Below are 24,090 nucleotides of genomic sequence, written 5' to 3'. Positions count from 1 at the left end.
CCCTAACCCGCGTGACGCGGCCTCATGCGGGTAGTGGTTACACTGCCCCGTTATGAACGTTGACTCCGAAGATACTTCGCGCAAGCGGCGGGCAGGCGCACCCGACTCCTCGATGAACCCCGGAGGAAGCCAGTGAGCCGCATCGTCGCCCTGGTCGTCCTTCTCGCCGTGATAGTGGCCAGCGGCTTCTGGTTGGCGCGCGACCGCTCGGGCGGCTCCGCGGGCACCGCGCCCCAGATCGAGACGCCCGCGCCGCCCGCGGAAGATGGGCAAGCCGCCCAGGACGCGAGCACGGTCCAGCCCGATGCCGGCGTCGACACTCTGGAGCCCGGCGAGGCTGCGACTCCGGATAACACCGAGGGCGACGCCGCGCAGCAGGGCACTCCAGCTGGCCAGGCCCTTGGCGCGCTCGTCCTGCCCGAGGGCTACACCCAAGTCCCGTACCTCACCGACGCCCCGGTGCGTGAGTTCAGCGCAGCGCAGCAGGTCCTCGACCCATCCCTCGACTACGCCGCCGTCTTGCGCACCGACCGCGGCGACATGACCGTGGACCTCTACGAGGCGAGGGCGCCCAACACGGTCAACAACTTCGTGTTCCTCGCGCTCAGCCGCTTCTACGACGGCGTTCCCTTCCACCGCGTCCTCGAGGGCTTCATGGCGCAGACGGGAGACCCGACCGGCACCGGGCGCGGCGGCCCCGGCTACCAGTTCGACGACGAGATCGACCCCGACCTCCACTTCGACTCCCGCGGGGTTCTCGCCATGGCGAACGCCGGAAAGGCTGCGGACGGCGGCGGCACGAACGGCTCGCAGTTCTTCATCACGTTCGAGGCGACACCCTGGCTGGACGGTAACCACACCATCTTCGGCCACGTGACCGCCGGCGACGACGTGCTCGACGCCATCACCCGCGTCGACCCCGGCACACCCAGCGCCATCGCCTTCTTCGACGACACCCTGGCCTCGCTCGCGGACCAGGGCGTCAAGTTGCCCGGCGCGGCCGACGAGACCGTCTCGGACGCCATCGAGGCCCTGCTCGGCACGCTGCCGCTGGCCGGCCAATCCTTCAACGTGGCCGGCTACGTCGGCGCCGTCGGGCAGGCCGGTGGCCAGCCCGCCTTCGGCTTCTTCCAGGTCCCCGACCAGCTCGAAACGGTAGTCATAGCGGCGCGTCCACGGCCGTAACGCCCCCCGGTAACGGGCCCGCGGGCCCGCAAGAAAGGATCCGAACGTGAACGAACTGTTGAACGGTTTCCAGAAGGTTGAGCCCCTGGCGGCTGAGCGCAAGACACGCTTCGCCGGCGCTGAGCACGTCATCGAGGCTGGCAAGGAGTACCGCGCCGTCGTCACCACCAATAAGGGCGCGATGGTCTTGGAGCTATTCTCGGATCAGGCGCCAAATACCGTGAACAACTTCGTCTTCCTCACCCTCAACGGCTACTACGACGGCATCGTCTTCCACCGGGTCCTCGAAGATTTCATGGCGCAGACCGGTGATCCGACGGGCACCGGCACGGGCGGTCCCGGCTACACGTTCGCCGACGAGTTCCACCCCGAGCTGAGCCATGACGGCGCGGGGGTTCTGAGCATGGCGAACGCCGGGCCCGGGCCGCGTGGCGAGGGCACGAACGGCTCGCAGTTCTTCATCACGTTCGCCGCGACGCCATGGCTGGACGGCAAGCACAGCGTCTTCGGCAGGGTGATCGACGGCGCCGAGGTACTGGGCAAGATCCAGCGCGTCGACCCCGGGCGCCGCGGTGGGCCGCAGCCCGACAAGATGGAGGGCGTCGAGATCTACGCCCGCTGAGGCGCGCCGCGGTCGGTGCACGCCCCGTCCTCGAAGCAAGGGACCGTCAAGATCACCCTAGCGGCGCAACCTCCAGCACCCGAGCCTCGGACGCCTGCCGCAGGTGGGCTACGAACGCTTCGGTGGCGACGCCGTTGCGGTTGGGCTCCTTGCGGCTCCTGAAGCTGACGCTCTCGGTCGCCTCCTCCTTGTCGCCCAGTATGACGATGTAAGGGATCTTGAGGAGTTCCGCGTCGCGGACAGCGGCGTTCATGCGCTCGCCCTCGTCTGCGATACCCGCCCTGAGCCCCGCGTCCTTGAAGCGCCGCACCAGCCGCAGGGCCGCCTCGCGGTGGCGGTCGGAGATGGGCACGACCCGCACCTGCTCCGGTGCCAGCCACAGTGGCAGGTCGCCGGCGAAGTGCTCGAGCATCACTCCCATGAACCGCTCGGTGGAGCCCGTAACGGCGCGGTGTATGACGACCGGCGTCTGCTTGCTGCCGTCCTCGGCAACGTACTCACAGCCCAACCGCGCGGGTTGGATGAAGTCGACCTGGATGGTCGAGAGTTGCCACTCGCGGCCGAGCGCGTCGCGCGCCATGAAGTCGGCCTTCGGGCCGTAGAAGGCCGCCTCCCCCTCCTCCTCCACGTACGCCACGCCCTCGGCGTCGAGCGCCTGGCGTAACGCGGTGGTCGCCTGCTCCCACTTGTCGTCGTCGGTCAGGTACTTGCCCTTGTCGCCGCGCAGCGAGAGCTGCACCCGGTAATCCGTCATGCCGTACGTGTCCAGCGTCTGGCGGATGAGGCGCAGCGCCAACGCGAACTCGGAGCGCACTTGTTCCGGCGTGCAGAAGATGTGGCAGTCGTCCTGGGTGAGTGAGCGGACGCGCGTGAGGCCGGAAAGCTGCCCGGAGCGCTCGTTGCGGTACAGGGTCGCGAACTCGGCCATCCGCAGCGGCAGGTCGCGGTACGAATAGTACTGCGTGTTGAACAGCGTCATGTGAGACGGGCAGTTCATCGGCTTGAGCCGATAACTCACCTCCCCGTCAACCATGGGTGGGAACATGTCGTCCACGTAGTTCGCCATGTGCCCGCTCTTGACGTACAGCTCCTCTTTCACCATGTGACCGGTCCAGACGTGCTCGTAACCGAACGCCGTCTGTTCCTCGCGCACGAAGCGCTCCATCTCGTGACGGATGATCTCGCCGCGCGGAAGGAACAGAGGCAGCCCCGGACCCACGTCGTCCGCGAACGTGAAGAGCTTCAGTTCCTTGCCCAGCTTGCGGTGATCGCGCTTCCGGGCCTCCTCGAGCTGCCACAGGTGGTGCTCCAGCTCCTCCTTGGTGGCGAAGGCCACGCCGTAGATGCGCTGCAGCATGGGCCGGGTCTCGTCGCCACGCCAGTAGGCCCCAGCCACGTTCATAAGCTTGAAGTGAAGGGGTACGGCGCCCGTGCGCGGCAGGTGCGGACCACGGCAGAGGTCGGTGAAACCGTCCGGGCCGCCCTGCTCGTAGAAGGTGATGTGCTCCCCCTCGGGCAGGTCGTTGATCAGCTCCACCTTGTAAGGGTCGCCCTGCGCCTCGAAGCGGGCCAGCGCCTCGCTGCGCGGCAGCTCGTACTTCACGAGGGGCAGGTCGGCCTTCACCAGTTCACGCATGCGCCGATCGATGCCCTCGAGGTCTTCCGGGGTGAGGGTGCGTGGCAGGTCGAAGTCGTAATAGAAGCCGTTCTCGATGACCGGGCCGATGCCCATCCTCACCTGGTCGGCGGCGAAGCCCTCGGCCACGAACATCTCCCTCACCGCCTGAGCCATGATGTGCGCCAGCGTGTGGCGGGCGAGGAAGATCGAGGCGTCGTCCTTCTTGGTCAGGACCTCGACCCGCGCGCCCTCGGGGACCTCGCTTTGCAGGTCGGAGAGTTTCCCGTCCACGCGAACGCCCAGGGCCGCCTTGGCGAGGCCGGGGCCGATGGCGCCCGCGACGTCGGCGCCGGTCGCGTGCGGGGGCACGTCAAGGCGTTTACCGTCTGGTAGCAACACGAACATGGTTCACCTGCGATCTGGCGACCGGGCTTTACGCCTCGGCATTGGCTGCGTTTGGAAGGACGCCGGGCGGTGCCCGGCGTGGCGGCGAAGGCGTGTAAGGGCCGTGGCCTCAGCTACGCGTTCGCCGAGTGGCCCGGCACGTGCCCACCGCTCTGGTACGGCGTTTCGCACCCTGCACCGCGCGATACTACCATGAGGGACGTGTGACCACAGCACGGGATTGGTAAGCTCTGGTCCATGCATCTCGTGGCCCTCGTCACCGAAGACGCCAACCTCAAACACGCGCTTCGTGACTTCCACGACGAGTCCGGCCGCTTCCTTCTCCACCCCGTTCCCGACGGCTCCGTAAGCGAGCTGATGCGGGCCCTCCCGCGCCTGGACTTCGCCGGGGCCATCGTCCTCGACGACTCCCACCAGGCGGAGGCCAAGGCCCTCGCGTCGCGCTCCTCGCTCGACGCCGAGGAGCTCGGCGTGGCCGACACGCTCACCGTCACGCAAGCGGGCATCATGGCCGATCACACCTTCGGGCGGGCGCTGAGCACCATGCTCAGCGAGCGCCGCTGGCATGCCGACGGGGCGCACGCCGTGGTGCTCGGGGCCTCGCCCGAGGCGCGCGCCGTGGGCCGCGAACTCACGCGCCTCGGGGTGGCCTCGTTGTCGGTCCTGGCTGCGGACCGCGTGACCGCCGAGCGCGCCAGGCCCAGCGCCGCCGGCGCCACGTTCTACGCCCGCTCGGTGAGTGACCCATTGGGGCGCACGCTGCTCGAGCGAGCGGACCTGGTCGTAAGGCTCGACCCCGCCACAAGCGTGGACGACGAACTCCTCGGCCCACACCTCACCGTCATCGACCTGGCCGACGGCGGCGTCTCGGAGCTGCGTAGCCGCGCGCTGGCGCTCGGCGCGCTCACGTTCAACCGGCGCGACGTCGAGGCCTACCGCTTCGAGCTCGCCCTCAGCCAGATCCTGGGTGGTTCCGTAGGCCTGGAGCCCATCCTGACGATGTTCCATCGCCTCTGACCGAGGCCCCATCCACGACGGCGCCCTGACGGGCATGTTGCGCACGCTCATCAAAACCGCAGTTGGGCTTGCGAGACTCGCAGCGATGTTCACGCGCCGCAACCTCACCCTGTCGTTACTCGTAGGGGTGCTCGCCCTTCCTCTCGTCGTCGCACGTGGCGAGACCCCTCCTGGTACCTACTACAGGGTTCCCGACGTCGCGGTGAGGGTTGCCGATGACGCCATCACGGTAGTTCACGGTCCCTATCACGAGACCTACGTCGCCGGGCTCGGCTGGCTCTCGAACATGGACGCGGACCCGCCCGTGCTGCTTGGCGGAGAGGTGCTGTTGAACGCCAGCGTGCTCGACGCGCTCGAGATCAGGGAGCCGCGCCTAGAGGCCATCCGTTACTCGGGCAGCGTAGAGGTGCGCATAGTGCTCGACATGCCCCAGGTGAGCCCCGCGTTCCTCGCCGGCCTGAGAACGGGTGGCTCGAGAAGCGCCGGCTCGCCGCTGGTGCTCCACTTGCCACCGATGCTCGTTCCGGTAACGGCGCCCGAGGACGTTTCGGGCCTCGAACTCGAACTCACGGCTTCCAAGGCCGAGGTACAACTGCGCCTTTCCGGACCGGCGTTCGATTACGCCGTCTTCCCCCTCGAGAATCCGACGCGGTTGGTGATCGACGTGACACCACGGCGAGACCTGAGCCAGCTGGTGCAGGTCGAGCGTGAGATCGCCCCCGGCGTCACCTACCGCAAGTACCACGTGACGACGGCCAGTGGTCCTAGCGTCGTGCACTTGGTGAGCATCGCGCCCGGCTCCGGCGAGTTCCGCGTCGTGGGCGAGAGCCGGGTCCCAAGGACCGTCTCGGAGCTCGGTAACGGCGCGCTGATCGCGCTAAACGCCGGCTACTTCGACACCCGGAGCTACGCAGCCATCGGTCTCCTGAAGGTGGACTACGGGCTCCTCTCGTTGCCGAGCCGCGGCCGCGCCAGCGTGGCCTTCTCCCCCACCGGTGCTCCACTCATAGACCGCCTCGACGCGGACGTCTTGCTCTATACCTCCCGCGGCACCCTACACGTGGGCACTGCCAACTCGGGAGGTGTTGCGGTTTCCAGGACGCCGGGCACGCTGGCGGGGACCCCGTCGCAAGGCGTCCTCGTCGTCCAGAACGGCGTCGTGATCGAGAACAAGATCGGGCCGCGGCTGGTGCCGGATGACGGCTTCGCGCTTGCCTATCCGGCCAGCGACCGGGACCTCGCCCTGCTGAACCCCGGCGACTCGGTGGCGCTCGATACGGACCTGAGGCCGCCCGGGTTCGAGACGGCCCCGTACGCCGTCGAGGCCGGGCCGCTCCTGGTGCAAGATGGCGTTGCGGCGTACGACCCTGCCAAGGAAGGCTTCCAGACCGGTGAGCGGATCCTGGATGGGCTCACGCAGCAGGCGGCCGTCGGCGTCAAGCCCGACGGCACCACGCTGCTCCTGGTCGGCGAGACCATGCGTGCGGCGGACCTCGTGCAGCTCTTCTTGAGCCTGGGGGTGGACCGGGCGATGCGCTTCGATAGTGGTAGCAGCACCACTCTGGTAGTGGACGGCAAGGTGATGAACAGAACCAGCGAGCGCAAGGTCGTCAGCGCGGTCGTTTTTCTCGGAGCCTTGGCGGGCCGCTGAGCCCCCCGGACCGGCCACTAGGCGCCTGCCCAGGGCGCTACCGGCGTCGCTCCAAGGCGCCCTTATACTGCCAGTTCCAGATGACCGCGTCCCTCGTCAAAGCAAGTGAAGGCCGGCCCAGACGCTTCTTGGCCAAGCTCAGCCGCTTGCCGCTGGCTGCACTGCTGGTCGGGCTATGCCTCGCCCAGGCGGCCAGGGCGGCGGACGCCTCGGCGACTTTCACCCTCGGCGTCGCCAACCAGGTCGTGGCCGGCGCGTGGAACCATCTGAGGGTAGAGACCCGTGACCTCCCGCCCAGCACCCTGACCCTTGCGCTAGACGTCGGCACGCTGCGTGAGGGTGAGATCCCCGTGAACATCACCCATGAGCTCCGCGGCGGGGGCGGCGTGTTCACCTACGAGACGGACCTGTTCGTGCCGCCGTTCCGTAGCCTCGCCTGGCGGGTGGCTACCGCCGACCGCGTCCTGGCGAGCGGTAGCCTCTCCAGCCGCGAATCCGACCCGCGCGAACTCGTCCTGGGGCTCGCGGACCCCCGGGCTCCCGCGGCCGCAGGCGAGCTGCGTGCTGCCGTGCCGGGGGCGCGCTTCGTGAGCGTGCGCCCGTCCGACCTGCCCGTCACCCCGGCGGGCTACGACGGCGTGAGCGCTCTCCTCGTCGATCACGCAGCGCCCCCGCTGGACGCACTGGTGGCCGCCGCGGTCGCCGGGGCGAGGGTGGTGTTCGTCGGCGGGGCCGTCGACCTCTCCCCCAGCCTGGAGACGCTGCTGGGGGACGCGACCGCCTCGAGACTGGGGGCCGGTACCCTGTCCCTCACGCGAGGGGACGATCGAATGCCTCCCCAGGCGGCCGACCTCGCTGCTCTCAGGCCCCGGGAACTCCTCCTGGCGGCACTCGCCGAACCGCTCGTGGTCTATCCGAAGTCGGTGTCCGTGGGCAGCGTGCTCATCGCTTCGGCCACCTACGCCTTGCTGGTCCTCGTCCTGCTGCGCTTCGGCGGTGGGCCGGGGCTCATCTCCGCCTTGCTCGTGGCCGTTCTGGTCGGCCTCGGGGGCTGGCGGGCGCTCAGGCCCCCGGTTCCGCCCTATGAGAGCTCTGTGGCGGTGGGGGTGATCGGGGGGCAGCTTGCGTTACTGCATGAGGCACGAGAGAGCGTCACTTTGCCACCCGTGGTGCTCGATTTCGAGGCCGGAGCCGCCCCTGCCAGGCCCCAGGCGTACTTCGCCGACGACGGCGGCGTGCACGTGCCGACAGCCGCCTGGCGCTCCGTTACCATGCTGCTTCCGCCACGCGCCGTCAGCGCGCCCATCCACATAGATGGGCTGACTATCGGGAACGCTTCACGCCTCCCCCTTACCAACCTCTACGTAACCGGTCTCGGGGCTCAAAGCGACTTGGCGCCGGGCGGCACCGTCAGGCTCGAAGAGGGCGAGCTTGGTGCGTTCCCGGCCCGTTACGACTCGCTCGTGCCTCTCCTACCGGACGGAACCCTGGTGGCCCAGAGCGGCTGTGAGGACGAAGGCGCCTGCGTCTTGTGGCTAGCAGACACGGGGGCCACGGCGGGCTCCAACCCGGCTGCAGCCGGCGGAGCCATCCCGGTCGCATCCGGCAGACACGCCCCGCCGGCTGCCCGCGGCCCCATGCCGGTCGCCGGACTCGCGGAGGCAGCGCGATGAGGCAGGTGGCGCTCGTGTCGGCGCGCCTGCAGCGTCCCGACCTCCTCCAGATCGGGGGCCTGTTCCTCGTCGTGCTCGTCGTGGCTCTGAACGCCAACTGGCCCGGCTCCGGGGCCCGCGTGAACGAGTCTTGGCTGGTGGTGGCGCCACTACGCAACAGCGTGCTGGCCCTTTTGGGCCTCGCGTTCGGCGCCTATCACGCGGCTCTTCCCACCCGATCGGTGGACGCCCAGTCCGGCGGCGAGGACGCGACGCAGCCAAGCTTCCACGAAGCACGCGAGGGCACGCGGGTCACCTGGTTCGCGCTGCTCGTGATCACGCTGCTGAGCTGGCCCTTCGAGCTGGCGGCGCAGGCGGGGAGCTTCCCCGCCACTCCGGGCTACTGGCCGGCCATCGTGGCGCCCGTCACCGTGACGGGGTACTTCGGACTGGGCCTCCTCATGGGCCGGTTCCTGAGAGGGCCATTCTCGGGCGTGTTGCTGCTAGTGTGCGTGCCCGCCACCCTCGCCGGCACCATCTGGCTCGATTTCGCCCTGCACACCGTCATCGCCAACCCGTGGGCGGGACCGCTCACCGTTGCTCCCGCCTACCTGGTCTGCATGCTGGGCCTCTCCGTCGTCACCCTGATCCGTACTCGCCCCGCCACCGGGCCTCGTATACCCCCGTTGGCGCGCCGGAAGAGGACCGCATGATCTCCCCGAGCAAGCGCAGGCGAAGCGCGGCGAACATGGGCGCGGAGTTCACCCTCCACCTCACCGCGGCCAGGCGGTTGGCTACACACAAGCGGTTAAGGCGCGCCGCGGTAGGCGCCCTGGGCCTCGCACTGGTGGGGGCAGTCGTGGGCTTCTTCATGCCGGTCTCGCTGCTCGCGCAGCTTGCCGGGCTCGTGGTCGGGGCGGCGGTCGGGGCGCTGTTACCCGTCCGGCCCCAGACGCGGCCGGCCCTGTCGCACATCGCCGCCACTACGGGGCTCGCGTACGAGACGGCCTTGGGGGTCCAAGCGCACCGTGACGGTCCCACACCAGGCGCCACCGGAACAGGCGTCCGTGATCGCGTCGACGAGTACGGCTTGGAAGCCCAGCTCATTCGGCGCGCCGGGCGATCCATCCGCGACTACCGACCCGAACCGACGCCGCCTTGGTGGCTGCCCGTGGCGACCCTGGCGCTCACGGTGGTCGCGCTGTCGCGTATGGTTCCCGGTCTCTCGGAGTCCACCCGGCCGCCACCCGTTGCGGCCACCACCGATACCGCAGAAGCGGTAGCCGAGCCGCTCGAGTTCGGTGACGACCTCACGCCGGCGTTGCCGGCGGCCGGCCGCGCCGACGCGCCGAGCACCGCCGTTGCGCCGGCAGGCGGCACGGAGACGCGGGACGCCCTGCCGCCCGGCGGTTCAGACGCAGGGAACGAAGCCCTCTCCAGGTTCTTGGAGGCGCTGAGGCAGAGCCCCCCAGACGGGAGGAGCTCCGGCGAGCAGGCCGGAAGCGGTGGACCGCAGGGCGCCGGCGACGGCAGCCTCGCCGGTGATATCCGGTCCGCCCCAAGCCGGGCAGAGCCGGCGCCTGAGGCGTCCGAGGTCCCGCCCGCGACGGACCAGACTCAACAGCGAAGCGAGCAGGCACCTGGGTCGAGACAAGCGGGCGCCGAAGGCGACCGGGCCAACCAAGGGACCGACGCGAGGCAGGGTGCGGAAGCCGGCCAGGACGCCGATTCCGGCCAGGATGCGGGTGGCACGCGCGCCGACGAGTCCAGCCAGGGTGGTGGTGCTGGAGCCGAGGGGGCCGGTGCCGAAGGCGCCGATGAAGGCGCCCGACTGGACGAAGGCGGTCAGGTAGTAGCCGGCGGCGACACCAAACGGCCCGGCGAAGAGGGCGCCGGGGGCGAGGCCGGAACCGAACCCGGTGGGGCGGGGGACGATCTGGCGGGTGCCGCGGGCGCCGGCGGATCCGAGGTGCCCGACACGGGCGCGGCGCCGGAGGGCGCGCTCGCCGGCGGGGTGGAACTCCTACCCGGCGTCATTCAGGACGGGCCGCTCACGCCGGCGGGCAACGTTCGCCTGCCGGGCGACGATCAGGTGCAACTGCCGCAGGGCGTCGAGCTGGGCCATTACGCTACGGCGGTCGAGGAAGCCCTGGGCGAGGGCGATCTCCCGGCCGACTACCAGGAGATCATTCGCCGTTACTTCCGATGAGCAGGCTGCTGGCCAAGTACGGTAGCTCGGCCTCCAGGGCGGCGGCCAGCTCTGGAATCGCCTGATCTCTGAGCGCGATCACCGTCGGGTCCGACCCCACCGGAACCAACGGCTCGGCGTTGGACTCCACGCGCGAGCCTTGCGACGTCCGCGTTCTCAGGACCTGCACCACCGCGTCGGTGCGGGGATCCACTACCTGCGCTTCCAGGGCCAGCGACACGTCGACCCGTCGCGCTGCGCCGTCTCGCGACGGGGTGACGGTGCGCTCGAGGACCGGGGCCCCCACCATGATGGCGAGGTCCGCGCCTTGGCTGCGGGCGATGCGCGCGGCGCTCGGCGCCGCGCGACTGTGGAACAGGTCGTTGTGGGTCTCCAGGAAGCGCATGGTGAACTCGGAGACGTAGGTGAAGTTGGAGACGTCGCGCTCCAATATGTGCTGCACGCCATCGGCGCTGCCCGCCAGCACGGACTGCGCCGGGCCGTTCATCATGGCGACGAGCACGGTACCCGTTCGCGCGGGGGCCGGGGCGCAGGCAGCCAGGAGCGCGCCCATCAGCAGGGCCAGCGTGAGGAACTTGCCAGGCAATCTCATCATGTCCCCATGGTCGCACCCCAACCGCCCGCGTGCGGTGAGCGGCGCATAAAGGCGCCCTTAGCGGGCGTTTGCACGTCAGTCGGCGTCGGCTTGCAGCCGGGCGGTGCCTTGGGTGAGCTCGGTCAGGTCGCGCAGCAGCCCGCCTTCGTCGTGCACGGCCAGCGTCACTCGCGCCACGAGCCCGGCACCATCGAACTCGGGCGCTTCACGGACGAACGGCGCGTGCGTCTTGGAGTACGAATCGAGGAGCCGCAACACGGCATCGGTGTAAGCGAACGGCGCCCGGACGGTGACGGAGAGCGTGTCGGGAACCTCGTGCGTGCCCGCCAGGTCCAGCGCCTTCGCGAGGCTGCCGGAGTAGGCGCGTACCAACCCGCCGGCTCCAAGCTTCTTGCCGCCGAAGTAGCGCACCACGACGGCCGAAACGTGGTCAAGGCCGCGCTTGAGGATGACCTCCAGCATGGGTCTACCCGCCGTACCGCCCGGCTCGCCGTCGTCGGAGAACCGCTGCGCCGTCCCGATCTTGTACGCCCAACAGTGGTGAGTGGCGGCCGGGTGCTCGGCCCTGATGGCGGCCAGGTGGTCGGTGGCGGCGCCAACGGCACCGGCAACGTCGGCGTAGGCGATGAACCGCGATCCCTGCACCACCTCCTCGTGCATGGCGGCTCGGGCGATGGTGCTGTGGGCCACGGCGTAAGTGTACCTCGGGGCGATACGGAAGCCGCTCGGGACGTGCTAAACTCCGCGCCATGGACGTTTCCGAGGCACCCGCGGTGGTCGCCATGGTGTGCCGGCCTCGCGCCGTGTGGTGGGTGTCGACGACCGCGCGATGTCGCGGACCGCGGAACCGTTGGTAACGGCAGCAACCGGCGAGGCGCCTCGTCGACGCTCGACCCCTCGAAACATTTCTGTGACGGCCGGCCGGCCCCGGGCCGCGATCCTCGGCTGACCTCGGAGGAGTAGATGCCGCTCGAGTTCTACAACACCCTGTCGCGTTCCAAAGAGGAGTTCCGCCCAGTAGTTCCGGGCCACGTCGGCATCTACATGTGCGGACCCACCGTCTACTCGGAACCGCACCTGGGCCATGCCCGGGGCCCCGTGGTCTTCGACGTACTACGCAACTGGCTGGAACACGAGGGCTACGTCGTTCGCTTCGTGAGCAACGTGACCGACGTGGGCCACCTCGTCGACGATGCCGATGACGGCGAGGACAAGCTCACGCGCCGCGGCCGGCTCGAGCGCCTGGAGCCCATGGAGGTGGCCGAGAAGTACTTCTGGTCCTACTTCGACGCCATGGCCGCCATGGGCGTGCGCCGGCCGAGCATCGTGCCGCGCGCATCGGGCCACATCATCGAACAACAAGTCATGACGAGCGAGCTCATCGACCGAGGGGCGGCGTACGAGCGCGACGGTAGCGTCTACTTCGACGTCTCCTCCTGGCCCGACTACGGCAAGCTCTCAGGCCGAGACCCAGCGGAGCAGTTGGAGGGCACGCGCGTCGAGGTGCGCTCCGACAAGGACGACCCGCGCGATTTCGCCTTGTGGAAGAGAGCGGAAGGCGGGCACATCATGCGCTGGCCCAGCCCATGGAGCGACGGTTTCCCGGGCTGGCACATCGAGTGCTCCGCCATGAGCGTCAAGTACCTCGGCGACGAGTTCGACATCCACGGCGGCGGCCTCGACCTGGTATTCCCCCACCACGAGGCCGAGTTGGCGCAGGCGCAGGCGGCGGGAAAGCCCTTCGCGCGGGTGTGGCTGCACTGGAACATGATCACCCTGCAGGGCGAGAAGATGGCGAAGTCGAAGGGCCACTTCGTTACGCTCGCGGAGCTGTTCGCCGCCTACGACCCGATCGTCGTGCGGCTTCATCTGCTGCGCTCTCATTACCGCAGCGCCTCGGACTTCAGCGAGGTCGGTATCACGTCCACCGCCCAGGGCCTCAAGCGCCTGCGGGAGACGTACCGTGCCGCCACGCTCGGCCTGGCCGACGCCAACCTACGAGACGACGCGCCCTTCGCCGAGTACCGCGCGCGCTTCGCGGAAGCCATGAACGACGACCTGAATACGCCGCAGGCCATAGCGGTGCTGTTCGACGCCGCCCGCGCCATCAACCGCAACACCGAGGCGGGGGCCGACGACGCCTACCGGGCCGGAGCAGGAGCGTTTCTCAGGGAACACCTGACGGGCGTCCTCGGCGTGCCGGTCATCGACGAGGCCCCGAGCACGGCGGGAGACGCTCTGGCGGGCGTGGTCGAACTGCTGCTCGAGGAGCGGCAGCTCGCCCGGGACCGCCGCGACTTCGGGCGCGCCGACGCGCTGAGAGACCGCCTCGGCGAGCTCGGGGTGAGCATAGAAGACACCCCCGACGGGAGTCGCTGGAAGCTCGGCTGAAACCCAGAAGAGCTGGGCGGAGGCCTATGGCCCCTCCTGGGGGCGCGGCGAAGACCTCAGGCTGGGGGCATGACGCTGGCAGCTCACTACCTAGCCGCGCTTGGCACGCCCCAACTCGGCGTCACCCGCCTGAAGCGCTTGGTCACCGCCTGTGGCGGGTTGGAGCCGCTACTGAGCGGCGCCCGGCCCGACCACCAGCCGGACCAGCAGACGGACCGGGCGAGGCTCGAGGGCCTGCTGCCTAAGATCGGCGCCTCGACCAGGGAGTCGTTGCCCGCAGCCAAGCGGGTTGTAGCCGAGGCACGCGCCCGCGGACTGTGGGTCTCCTGTTGGGAAGACGCCGACTATCCCCTGGCTCTGCTACAAGACGAGGCGGGCTGTGCGCCCGTTCTGTTCGGAGAGGGCGAGTTGCCCCATCAGGTCCTGGGTCCCCCGGAGGACCTGATGGCCTGCGCCGTGGTCGGGACGCGCAGGGCGTCCGCGCACGCACTGGGGTTCGCGCGAGACCTCGGGCGCGCGGCGGCAAGGCACGGGCTGACCGTGGTGTCGGGCCTGGCTCTGGGCATAGACGCCGCGGCCCACGAGGGCGCCCTGGAAGCCACGGGCGCGGTGGGTCCGACGGTGGCGGTCCTCGGTGGTGGCCATGGCCGGCTTCACCCAGCTGCCAACCGCGGCCTCGCGACGCGCATAGTGCAAAAGGGTGGCTCGGTCATCTCGGAATGGCCGCCCCTGACGAACCCACAACCGCACTACTTCCTGCGCCGCAACCGCGTGATCGCCGGGCTCTCCAGGGTGGTTGCAGTGATCGAGGCCGGCAAGCCGTCCGGGGCGCTGAACACCGCGACGCACGCCGCCGAGTTGGGCCGCGACGTGCTGAGCGTTCCCGGTCGCCGGACCGACGAACGCAGCCGCGGCGCCCTCGAGCTCTTGCGCGAGGGCGCCGGCCTGTTGCTCGAGGTGGACGACCTCCTGCAGCCGTTCGGCGTGAAGCGCCTCGCGGAGGTCGTGGAGTGGCCCGCGACACGAGGGCGGATCGGGCCTTCGGCCGCGCCCGGGACGATCGGGCCTTCGGGCGCGGCCGGAACCCTCGACCCATCGGCGCCGCCCGCCACGGCCGCCATCCGCACCGCCCTCGAACTCGGCGGCGAGGTTGCGCTTGACGCCCTTTCAAGTGCGAGCGGCTTGCCGGCCTCCGAATTGCTCCCCGTGCTCGGCATGCTCGAGCTGGAGGGCCTCGTGGAGCGCACGGCGAGCGGCCGCTTCAGGTGGCGGAGTTGACCAACGTCTACTCAAGGCACGCAAATGGACAGCGAGACCCCGGGCCGCTATCCTATGGACGTACTGCGTTGCGGCCGACCGGGGGTGAGCTGCCCTGGAGCGCAACGTCCCGGCCTCTGGCCGAAAGGAGCACTCCAAGGTGAAGAAACTACTAATAGTCCTCGGCGTCTTGATCGCCACCATGAGCGTCGCCAACGCTCAAACCCTCAAGGTGTGGACCACCTGGCAAGATCAGACGCTCGACTGGCTGCGCTCCGAAGCCGCCAGTTTCACGGCGGCATTCGGGGTCGACGTAGAGATCGTGCGCCTAGACGTCAACGAACTGAAGCAGCAGGCCCTGCTGGCCGCGCCACAGGGCGAAGCCGGTGACGTCTTCGCCGGTGTGCCGCACGACCAGATCGGTGAGATGGCCGTCGGTGGCATCCTCCTCGACATGAGCTCTTACGCGACCGCCAACTACCTCTCCGACCTGAGCGAGCAGGCCCGGTTGGGCTACACCTTCGCCGGCAAGCTTTTCGGCCTGCCCATGTACGTCGAGGGCCCGGCGCTGGTCGTGAACGACGACCTCGTCAAGAGCCTGCCGGCCACCTACGACGAGACCATGGCTTTGGCGCAACAGCTCACCACTGCCGACACCTTCGGCTTCATGTACGACATCGCCAACTTCTACTTCAGCTACGCCTGGATCCACACCTACGGTGGTTACGTGTTCGGACGTGACGCCAACGGCACCCTCGACCCCACCGACATCGGCCTCGCGAACGAGGGCGCCGTCAAGGGCGGCGAGGCCCTGAAGGCGCTACGCTTCGGCCTCGACCTCATCCCGTCGGGCACCAACAACGACGTGGCCAACGGCCTCTTCGTCGACGGAGCGCTGGGGATGATCTACACCGGCCCCTGGGCGATCAGCCAGTACCAGAACGCCGGCCTGAACGTCAGCGTCCACCCCATCCCACCCCTCGCCGACGGCACGCCGTTCTCGGGCTTCATGGGCGTCCAGGGCGTCCTCGTGAACTCGTTCACGAACCTCAAGGTGGAGGCCGCCAACTTCGCCAAGTGGCTCTCGCGTAAAGACGCGCAGGTGTCCATGGCGCGCCTCTCCGGCCGCATCCCGGCTTCCATGTCGGCACTCGAACTCGTCATCGACGATCCCATCATCGCCGGCTTCGGCGCCGCGCTGGTCAACTCCGAGCCCATGCCGAACATCCCCGAGATGGGCGCCGTCTGGTCGCCCATGGGCAACGCGCTGACGGCGATCACCGAAGACGCCAACGCCAACGTCGCCGACGTTCTGCAGCAGGCTGTCGACGAGATCAAGGGCCAGTGACCCTCGGCTAGACCGATCGGTCGCGGCGGCCAGGGACGATTCGCGCCCCTGGCCGCCGCTCTAGGGGGTTGCCGCTATGGACATCTCTCGCCCCGGCAAAGACTTCCTGCCGCGCAGCAAGACCGCCGCCGGCGGCCTTCTCAAGTCATTGGGGCTCCTGGCTCTCGCGCTGTTCGTCGCGACTGCCGCCGGCCTGGCCGCCACCTATCTCGTTCAGTTACTGGCCCCCGACGCCCCGTCCTTCCTGGGCATCCCCGTAGCCGTCGTCGTCCTCGTGCTGGAACTGCGCTACATGGCGCAGCGGTTCTCCTGGCTCATGCCCTGGTACTACCTTCTTCCGGCCATCATCTTTCTACTCACCTTCACCGTGTTCCCGGTGCTCCTCACGGTCTTCTTGGGGTTCACCGACTATGCAGGCATCCGCAACGGCGAACTGAACATCAGTAGCGAGACGGGCATCGTCAGCGTCGACGGCACGCGCCTGACGATCGACAACCCGACGACCCTCGACTGCAAGAACCTCCGCAACGGCTGCAACGGCGTACGTGCCGTGGTTTACGCCTCCGCGACCGACGTGGTCGACGCCGAGTCGTTGGACGGCACGCGGCTGACGCTCGCAACGCCGCCGCCCGCGGGCCGGATCGTCAAGGCCGTCGAGCTCGAGCTGCCCGATCTCGGGTTCCCCGTCACCATCCGCGTGCTCGAAGTCGACGGCGACGTCTTGACGCTCGAGCGTGCACCGCCGTTCCCACCGGACCTCACGCACGTGACAGTAGAGCTCGACAGGGCCGCCATCCAGCGGACGATCATCAGTGAGGACGGCAACCAGCTCGTCCTGAACGAGCCGCTGCCCGCCGACGTGGACGCCACCTCCATCGCCCGCTACAACGACTTCGGCTTCGTCGGCTGGCGCAACTTCAAGCAGATCTGGGCGAGCGCGCCGAAGGCGCTCTTCCCCGTCTTCTTGTGGAACATCTCGTTCGGCTTCCTGACGGTGCTCATCAACACGGCCGTCGGCGTGCTGCTGGCCGTGCTGCTGAACAACAAGGCGCTGCGGTTCAGGAACTTCTACCGCACCCTGCTCATCATCCCGTGGGCACTGCCGAGCGTCATCACGCTGCAGGTGTGGCGCGGGTTCCTCAACCAGAACTTCGGCGCCATCAACCGCGTCTTGGCACTACTCGACGTCTCGCACGAGCCGATCAACTGGCTCCTCGGCGATCCGACGGCGGCCCGCGCGGCCGTGCTCATCGTCAACCTGTGGCTGGGCCTGCCGTTCATCATGACGGCCACGCTGGGCGCTCTGTCCGCCATTCCCGACGAGATCTACGAGGCCGCCAGGATCGACGGCGCCAACGTGTGGCAGGGGTTCTGGAGCGTCACCGGGCCGCTGCTGCGGGCCGCGCTGCTGCCCATAACGCTCAGCAGCTTCGCGTTCAACTTCAACAACTTCAACGTGATCTTCCTGCTCACCGACGGGGGCCCTCCCGTCAGCTGGGGTACGGCGACGGCGCGGGGCACCGACATCCTCATCAGCTGGGCCTACAACGAGGCGTTCAGGAGCCAGGGCGGGTACGCCTACGGGTTCGGCTCGGCCATCTCCCTGCTCATCTTCATCATCACCCTCGCCGTGAGCCTGATGAACTTCAGGGTCACAGGCGCGCTCAAGGACGAGGGGGCGCAGGCGTGAACCGCGGCAAGTCGATCCACTACGTGAGCATGGTGGCAGTAGCGGTCGTCGTTGCAGTGGCCGTCTACTTCCTGTTCGCCACGGCGCCGGACGTGATCACCCGCAACCGCATGCTGGTGGTGCCCGGCCTGTGGAAACGGTTCCTGAGCGCCTTCGTACTGGTGATCGGCGGCATCAGCGGCATCGCGTACCTCTACGGGCTTGCCACCAGACCCATGCGGGCGGCCCGCTACGCCATGACCTTCGGCACGCACATCTTCCTATGGGTGGTCATTCTCGCCGTCTTCTACCCCGTCGCCTACCTGCTGGCGGTCTCCCTCAACCGCAACGACACGCTGGCGGGCGCCCTGCCGCGCGTGGGGAACCTGCTGGTGCGCGCCGGGGTGGTGCCGAACCCGGCGGACTTCTCGCTGGTCCAGTTCCAGAAGATCCTGGCCGAGACGCACGTGTACTGGTACCAGTGGGCGCTCGCGGGCGTCATGGTACTCGGAGTGATCGTCCTGATCGTGACCTTCGCGTTGCCGCGGTTCGGCTACCTGCCCGCACGTGCCGAACAGTTGCGTACGTACGCCGGCTGGACGATCTTCGCGAGCGCGGCGGTCCTCGTGTTCTCCGTCGGTCCCGCGCAGTTCTACGGCATACGCGCCAGCGACGGGGCGCGCCTGCCCGCCAGCATCGGCGGCATGGTGCCGCTGTACATCCGCAACACGCTGCTGGTATCGGGCGTCACCGGCGTAATGGCCGTGCTCCTCTCCACCACGGCCGGGTACGCGTTCTCGCGGCTCAAGTTCGAGGGGCGCTACGGCACCCTGCTGGCGTTCGTGTTCGTGCAGATGTTCCCCACGTTCATGGCGCTCGTGGCCATCTTCTACCTCATGAGCCGCTTGGACCTCCTCAACACGTTCACCGGCCTCATCCTGGCCTACTCCGGCGGCGCCATCGCGTTCTCCTCGTGGATCTTCAAGGGCTACCTCGACTCGCTGAGCACCAGCCTGGAAGAAGCCGCGATGGTCGACGGCGCCACGCGCTGGGGCTCGTTCTGGCGGATAATCCTGCCCATCAGCCTCCCCATGCTGCTGTTCATCTTCTTGCAGCAGTTCATCGGCACTTATAGTGAGTTCATCCTCGCCAACACCATCCTCGTCGGCCAAGACCTATGGACGGTCGGGATCGGGTTGCGCAACTTCTCCACCAACCAGTTCGCCACGCAGTGGGGCGCGATGGCCGCGGCCGCCGTGCTCGGCAGCGTCCCCATCCTCGTCATCTTCTACTCGTTCCAGAACGCCCTGACGGGCCAGTTCACGGCCGGAAGCGTCAAAGGATGACCCCTTGACGGGTGGTAGAGTCTCACTTCGTGAACGCTGGAGAGAGCATCGGGTTCGGCACGCAGATCTGCTTGGACGGCGCCAAAGCCGACGTCGAAGCGCTCGCGGACGTGGAGCTGGCGAGGCGCGTGATCGCCGAACTGGCGGCGGCCGTCGAGGGCTCCAACCCCGGAGCGGCACCCGAGGGCGTGGTGGTCCTGGATCTTCAGCGAGAGGGGCACAGCGCGGCGCTGGTCGTCGGCGAGACATCCGTGTCGCTACACTCGTTCCCGTCCGTGCGCGCCGTAACGCTGAAGTTCTTCTCGGTGCGCGACCTGCCGCTCGGGCGCACCACCAAGCTGTTCCTGGAGGCTTACGGCGTGGGCCGGTACCAGAGCGCCGTGAGCGGACGCAGCCTGCTCGTGCCCCGTGACCCCGGCCGGCTCCGGCTTGCGCTGGCCGGTGAGCGCGATTACACCTGGTTGCGCGTCGTGCCCGCCGAGCGCGTGACGCTCTAGCCGTGCCACGCACGCCTGGGCTCGTCCTCGCCCTGGACCAGGGCACTACGAGTTCGCGTGCCCTGCTCTTCGACGACCAGGGGCGCGTGGTCGGCTCGGCGCAGAAGGAGTTCCAGCAGCACTACCCGCGGCCCGGCTGGGTGGAGCACGACGCCATGGACCTCTGGTCGAGCCAGGTGGGCGTCGCCAGCGAGGCGCTCGCCAGGGCCGGAGTCGACGCCGGCCGCGTGAGCGCCATCGGGGTGGCGAACCAGCGCGAGACCACCGTGGTCTACGACCGGCGCAGCCTGACACCCATCGCCAACGCCATCGTGTGGCAGGACCGCCGCACCGCGGGAGTGGTCGAGGGCCTTCGGGAGGCCGGGGTCGAGGAGCGCGTTCGCGCGAAAACGGGCCTCCTTCTCGATCCGTACTTCTCGGCCACCAAGATCGCCTGGCTCCTCGACAACGTGCCGGGGGCGCGCGAGCGCGCGGAGGCGGGCGAATTGGCCTTCGGCACGGTGGACACCTGGTTGACGGCCCGGCTCACCGGGGGCGCCCGGCACGTGACCGACGTGTCGAACGCCTCCAGGACCCTGCTGTTCGACTTAGGGCGGGGCGTCTGGGACGACGAGCTCCTGGAGCTCTTCGGCGTGCCCCGCGCCCTGCTGCCGGAGGTCGTGCCCTCCTCTCACGTCGTCGGCGAGGCCACGGTCGGACCGCTCGCGGGCGTGCCCATCGCCGCGCTCGTGGGCGACCAGCAGGCGGCCACGTTCGGCCAGGCCTGCTTCCAGCCGGGGCAGGCGAAGGCGACGTACGGCACGGGCGCCTTCATCGTCCTGAACACGGGCCTGAAGCCGCGGCCACCGGCCGGCCGCCTCCTCACTACGGTGGCGTGGCAACAGGGTGGGCCCCTCGAGTACGCCCTCGAAGGGAGCATCTTCATGGCCGGCGCGGTGGTGCAGTGGCTGCGCGACGGGCTGGGCATCATCCGCGACGTCGCCGACGCCGCTCCCCTCGCCCTCAGCGTTCCGGACGCCGGTGGAGTCGTGTTCGTGCCCGCCATGACGGGGTTGGGAGCGCCCTACTGGGACCCACGGGCCCGCGGAACCATCGTCGGCATCAGCCGCGGGACCACCGCCGCGCATGTCGCTCGCGCCGCTCTCGAGGGCGTCGCCCTCCAAGTGGCCGACGTCATGGGCGCCATGCAGGCAGGCTCCGGCATCGCCATCCCTGAGCTGCGCGTAGACGGTGGCGCCTCCCGGAACGACGCCCTCATGCAGCTTCAGGCGGACGTCATGGGCGTCCCGGTCGTGCGCTCGGCGCAGGTCGAGACGACCGCGCTGGGCGCGGCCTACCTGGCAGGGTTGGCGGTCGGCGTGTGGCCCGACAGGGCCGCGCTGGCGGCTCAATGGCGTGCCGGCGCCCGCTTCGTGCCCCGGCTATCCGACCCTGAACGGGCAGCGGTAATGGAACGGTGGGCCGAGGCCGTTTCCCGTTCGCGCGACTGGGCGCAGGACGAAGCCTGAGCGGGCTGGTTAGACTTGTGAGGAGGCGTGCTGGGGCCGACCGATGAGGGCAACTTGGCTGGCCGGAATGGCGGAACTGGTAGACGCAGCAGACTTAAAATCTGCCGCCCCAACGGGCATGCGGGTTCAAGTCCCGCTTCCGGCACCAATCTGAAAACCGTGTAAGCAGGCGGCGTGAAGGGCCGCCTCTCACGTCGCCCACATACTCCGTAAGAGCGTTGTAAGACGCCGGACGATAGAACTGCGCTCGGCGTGGCCGCTCCTACCCCCCTAACCTCCCGGCACTGCTCTTCCACCCCTCTCTGCCCGGCCTGCGGCAACGCCATCGTGCGCATAGACACGTCGGTGGAGGTCAAGTACCGCGTGCATTACGCGATCACGGCGCAAGACCTCGAGATCATCGAAGAGCAGGTGGGCGACGGCGATTGGGACGAGAACTCGGCCGCGGCCTGCGACCATTGCGGGTGGAGTGGGTCGGTCGGCGAGTTGACGGCCCGGAAGCGCTGACAGAGGACTCAAGGACTAAACGGCGGGGTGGCACCCGGGCCGGCGCCAGGTATAATCTCAGGGCCCGGCCGTGGTTTGCACGACCGGCCGCCAACGGACGTCGGCGGGCGCAAGGCGATGTAGCTCAGCCGGTGAGAGCGCACGACTCATAATCGTGAGGTCGACGGTTCGATCCCGTCCATCGCTACCAGTTGCAGGACGCGCTTCCTCGGGAGGCGCGTCCTCGTTCTTCACGGGCCAACGGCCAGCTCGAGGGGCCCGAGCGGAGCGGTGTCGTTCTGTCGAAACCGGCCCAGGCAAGAGTGCATTGTTCAACCAGGAGTTCTCACGGCTGCTGCTAGAGTGGTGCTCATGCTCGAGCCATCGCTGGACCTTTACGGTTCCACTTTCGACGCCGTCGATGGCATCTTGCGCGAGCTGCTCGCCAAGAGCCGCGCCCGTTACGCGCTGATTATCGACCACAAGGGTTTCGTGCTCATGAACGTGCGGGCCCTGTGGGCCCCGAAGCCGCCGTCCTTCGACTCTTTCGCCACCCTCGTTGCCTCCAACTACGCCGCCAACCGCGCCATCGCGCACCTCTTCGGTGAGGACGGCTTCAAGGAGACCGTGCAACAGGGCGCGGAGGTAGGCACGTACTTAGAGGAGCTGGGCGCCGAGGCGCTGCTCGTCACCGTGTTCGACAGCACCGCCCAACTGGGCCGCGTCAAGATCGCCACCAAGCACGCCGCCGACGCCATCCGCATGGCCCTCGAGCAGTCCACCGAGGCATCTCCCGCCATGGAGCTCGACGCCGACTTCCAGCAAGACGCCACGGCGTTGCTCGATGGCCTCTTCGGGACGAGGCAAGGATGAGCACGATCAACTTCTCGGCGCGCGAGATCAACTTCAAGATCGTCTACTACGGGCCGGGCCTGTCCGGCAAGACGACGAACCTCAAGCAGATCTACCAGCAGGTGCCCGCGGAGTCCAAGGGCGAGATGGTGTCGCTCGCCACCGAAGACGAGCGCACGCTGTTCTTCGACTTCCTGCCGCTCGACCTCGGCAAGGTCAACGGTTTCAAGACGCGCTTCCACCTCTACACGGTGCCGGGCCAAGTGTTCTACAACTCGTCTCGGAAGTTGATCCTGCGCGGCGTGGACGGCGTCGTGTTCGTGGCCGACTCCGATCCCGCACGCCTGCGCGCCAACGCCGAGAGCCTCCGCAACCTGCGGGAGAACCTCCAGGAGTACAACCTGCGCCTCGCCGACGTGCCGCTGGTCATCCAGGCCAACAAGCGCGACCTGCCCGATGCGCTGGACATGGAGATGCTCAGGGCGGTCCTCGACCCGCAAGGCAAGCTGTCCATGTACGAGGCCGTGGCGGCCAACTTCGAAGGCGTGTTCGAGCCCCTGCGGGGCGTGGCCACCATGGTGTTGGAGAAGCTGGCCCAGAAGGCCTGAGCCGCAAGGCAGCCTTGTTGTTCTGCCCCACCTGGACGGGAAAAGCCCGACCCGGGCAGCGTGATATCGTCGACGCGATGAAGCGTACACCCTTGTTCGAGACGCATGAGGAGCTCGGGGCGCGCATGGTCGAGTTCGCCGGTTACGCCATGCCCCTCAACTACCCGACCGGCATCAACGAGGAGCACCTGGCGGTGAGGCAGGGCGTCGGGTTGTTCGACGTGTCGCACATGGGCGAGGTCCGTGTCATCGGGCCCGACGCCACGGAGTTCCTGCAGTTCGCCACCCTCAACGATCCCGGGCGTTTGAAGCTGGGCCGGGGGCAGTACAGCATGCTTCCGAACGACCGTGGAGGGCTGATCGACGACCTGTTCGTGTACCGCGACGGTGAACAGGAGTACCTGATCGTCGCCAACGCCGCCAACAAGGACGCGGTCTTCAGCCACCTCCAAGCACTGGCGCAGGGTAAGGATTGCCACGTGATCGACGAGTCCGACTCGGTCGCGCTGCTCGCCTTGCAGGGCCCGGGCGCCCCGCTGCTGCTCGGGCAACTCACCGACGTCGACCTCGGGCAGGTCAGGCGCAACGCCACCCTCGACATCACCCTCTCGGGCATCCCGGTGCGGGTCAGCCGCACGGGCTACACGGGCGAGGACGGCTTCGAGATCTACCTGCGGCCGACCGACGCGGTGGCGGTGTGGCACATGCTCACGCTGGCCGGCGCCACGCCCTGCGGCCTCGGGGCTCGCGACACCCTGCGGCTCGAGGCCGGGTTCCCGCTTTACGGCCACGAGCTCACCGAGACCTCTAACCCGCTCTGCACGCCGTTCGCGTGGGTGGTCAAGGACAAGCCGTTCTTCGGCCGCGAGGCCATGTGGGCACCCGACTGCACCCGCATGCTCGTTGGCCTGCGGTTGAGCGAGAGGGGCGTGCCGCGCCAGGGCTACCGCGTGCTGAACTTGGCCGGTGACGCCGTCGGTGAGGTCACGTCCGGCGTTCTCTCGCCCCTCACGCGAGACGGCATAGGCTTCGCCTGGATCGACACCGCACTGTGCGAGGCCGGTACGGAGCTGACCGTCGAGATCCGCGGCCAGGCTGTCGCGGCGCGAGTGGCCAAGCCCCCGTTCCACGGGGCATGATGCGAGTAAACGGCCCGCGCCCCGCTGGCGCGGCC

Annotated in this window: 21 protein-coding genes and 2 tRNA genes; 20 read left to right on the top strand and 3 right to left on the bottom strand. The window is 68.6% G+C overall.

Annotation, left to right across the window (positions count from 1 at the left end; genetic code table 11):
• The first annotated feature begins 132 nt into the window (after positions 1–132).
• Positions 133–1,185 (top strand): peptidylprolyl isomerase, encoded by a 1,053-nt coding sequence (locus ROY82_05885; GenBank protein MDT3681992.1) that lies wholly within the window; start codon positions 133–135, stop codon positions 1,183–1,185.
• 46 nt (positions 1,186–1,231) lie between these two features.
• A complete protein-coding gene (locus tag ROY82_05880; GenBank protein MDT3681991.1) occupies positions 1,232–1,807 on the top strand; it encodes a peptidylprolyl isomerase in 576 nt (191 codons plus the stop codon).
• A gap of 52 nt (positions 1,808–1,859) precedes the next feature.
• Here the strand turns inward: ROY82_05880 and thrS are convergent, their stop codons facing one another.
• Complete coding sequence (gene thrS / locus ROY82_05875) at positions 1,860–3,830, bottom strand: threonine--tRNA ligase (GenBank protein MDT3681990.1); 1,971 nt, start codon at positions 3,828–3,830, stop codon at positions 1,860–1,862.
• Between the two features lie 237 nt (positions 3,831–4,067).
• Between thrS and ROY82_05870 the strand changes: the two genes are divergently transcribed.
• The 5 genes from ROY82_05870 to ROY82_05850 all read left to right on the top strand — a co-directional run bounded on the left by ROY82_05870 (position 4,068) and on the right by ROY82_05850 (position 10,359).
• Positions 4,068–4,847 carry a hypothetical protein gene (locus ROY82_05870; protein ID MDT3681989.1) on the top strand — a complete coding sequence of 260 codons (780 nt, stop codon included), beginning with the start codon at positions 4,068–4,070 and terminating at the stop codon, positions 4,845–4,847.
• An 85-nt stretch (positions 4,848–4,932) separates the two neighbouring features.
• Positions 4,933–6,498 carry a phosphodiester glycosidase family protein gene (locus tag ROY82_05865; protein ID MDT3681988.1) on the top strand — a complete coding sequence of 522 codons (1,566 nt, stop codon included), beginning with the start codon at positions 4,933–4,935 and terminating at the stop codon, positions 6,496–6,498.
• An 80-nt stretch (positions 6,499–6,578) separates the two neighbouring features.
• Positions 6,579–8,171: a hypothetical protein gene (locus ROY82_05860; protein MDT3681987.1), complete on the top strand. Its 1,593-nt coding sequence runs from the start codon at positions 6,579–6,581 to the stop codon at positions 8,169–8,171.
• Entirely contained in the window at positions 8,168–8,863 is a 696-nt protein-coding gene (locus ROY82_05855; protein MDT3681986.1) for a hypothetical protein, read from the top strand. Before ROY82_05860 ends, ROY82_05855 begins: the two co-directional genes overlap by 4 nt.
• Entirely contained in the window at positions 8,860–10,359 is a 1,500-nt protein-coding gene (locus ROY82_05850; GenBank protein ID MDT3681985.1) for a hypothetical protein, read from the top strand. Before ROY82_05855 ends, ROY82_05850 begins: the two co-directional genes overlap by 4 nt.
• On the opposite strand, the gene ROY82_05845 is transcribed toward ROY82_05850, so the two are convergent.
• Both ROY82_05845 and ROY82_05840 read right to left on the bottom strand, forming a co-directional pair.
• The gene (locus tag ROY82_05845) at positions 10,337–10,954 is read right to left on the bottom strand and encodes a hypothetical protein (protein ID MDT3681984.1); all 618 of its coding nucleotides are present in this window, start codon (positions 10,952–10,954) and stop codon (positions 10,337–10,339) included. The two genes, ROY82_05850 and ROY82_05845, sit on opposite strands and share 23 nt — an antisense overlap.
• 75 nt (positions 10,955–11,029) lie before the next feature.
• Entirely contained in the window at positions 11,030–11,644 is a 615-nt protein-coding gene (locus ROY82_05840) for a YigZ family protein (GenBank protein ID MDT3681983.1), read from the bottom strand.
• Positions 11,645–11,917: 273 nt separating this feature from the next.
• Between ROY82_05840 and cysS the strand changes: the two genes are divergently transcribed.
• The 13 genes from cysS (at position 11,918) to gcvT (ending at position 24,055) form a co-directional block, all read left to right on the top strand.
• Positions 11,918–13,345, top strand: a complete 1,428-nt coding sequence (cysS, locus tag ROY82_05835) for a cysteine--tRNA ligase (GenBank protein ID MDT3681982.1) — start codon at positions 11,918–11,920, stop codon at positions 13,343–13,345.
• Between the two features lie 69 nt (positions 13,346–13,414).
• Complete coding sequence (locus ROY82_05830) at positions 13,415–14,623, top strand: DNA-processing protein DprA (GenBank protein ID MDT3681981.1); 1,209 nt, start codon at positions 13,415–13,417, stop codon at positions 14,621–14,623.
• 139 nt (positions 14,624–14,762) lie between these two features.
• Entirely contained in the window at positions 14,763–15,950 is a 1,188-nt protein-coding gene (locus ROY82_05825) for a maltose ABC transporter substrate-binding protein (GenBank protein MDT3681980.1), read from the top strand.
• A 76-nt stretch (positions 15,951–16,026) separates the two neighbouring features.
• The gene (locus ROY82_05820; protein MDT3681979.1) at positions 16,027–17,640 is read left to right on the top strand and encodes an ABC transporter permease subunit; all 1,614 of its coding nucleotides are present in this window, start codon (positions 16,027–16,029) and stop codon (positions 17,638–17,640) included.
• Positions 17,637–18,965, top strand: coding sequence for an ABC transporter permease subunit (locus ROY82_05815; GenBank protein MDT3681978.1), 1,329 nt, complete (start codon positions 17,637–17,639; stop codon positions 18,963–18,965). Before ROY82_05820 ends, ROY82_05815 begins: the two co-directional genes overlap by 4 nt.
• 29 nt (positions 18,966–18,994) lie before the next feature.
• Positions 18,995–19,462 carry an S-adenosylmethionine decarboxylase gene (locus tag ROY82_05810; protein MDT3681977.1) on the top strand — a complete coding sequence of 156 codons (468 nt, stop codon included), beginning with the start codon at positions 18,995–18,997 and terminating at the stop codon, positions 19,460–19,462.
• A gap of 2 nt (positions 19,463–19,464) precedes the next feature.
• Positions 19,465–20,970, top strand: coding sequence for a glycerol kinase GlpK (gene glpK, locus ROY82_05805; GenBank protein MDT3681976.1), 1,506 nt, complete (start codon positions 19,465–19,467; stop codon positions 20,968–20,970).
• Positions 20,971–21,031: 61 nt separating this feature from the next.
• Positions 21,032–21,118, top strand: a tRNA-Leu gene (locus tag ROY82_05800).
• Between the two features lie 104 nt (positions 21,119–21,222).
• A complete protein-coding gene (locus ROY82_05795; protein MDT3681975.1) occupies positions 21,223–21,477 on the top strand; it encodes a hypothetical protein in 255 nt (84 codons plus the stop codon).
• A gap of 113 nt (positions 21,478–21,590) precedes the next feature.
• Positions 21,591–21,667, top strand: a tRNA-Met gene (locus ROY82_05790).
• Between the two features lie 161 nt (positions 21,668–21,828).
• Positions 21,829–22,329, top strand: coding sequence for a roadblock/LC7 domain-containing protein (locus ROY82_05785; GenBank protein MDT3681974.1), 501 nt, complete (start codon positions 21,829–21,831; stop codon positions 22,327–22,329).
• Complete coding sequence (locus tag ROY82_05780; protein ID MDT3681973.1) at positions 22,326–22,916, top strand: GTPase domain-containing protein; 591 nt, start codon at positions 22,326–22,328, stop codon at positions 22,914–22,916. The genes ROY82_05785 and ROY82_05780 overlap by 4 nt, the downstream gene beginning before the upstream one ends.
• A 77-nt stretch (positions 22,917–22,993) precedes the next feature.
• On the top strand, positions 22,994–24,055 hold the full coding sequence (gene gcvT, locus ROY82_05775) for a glycine cleavage system aminomethyltransferase GcvT (GenBank protein ID MDT3681972.1): 1,062 nt from the start codon (positions 22,994–22,996) through the stop codon (positions 24,053–24,055).
• Positions 24,056–24,090: the final 35 nt, after the last annotated feature.

Origin of the sequence: Truepera sp. (assembly GCA_032027045.1) — a bacterium.
Classification (GTDB): domain Bacteria; phylum Deinococcota; class Deinococci; order Deinococcales; family Trueperaceae; genus JAAYYF01.
The sequence above is the reverse complement of the archived record's forward strand: the minus strand, read 5'-3'. Positions and strand labels throughout refer to the sequence as shown.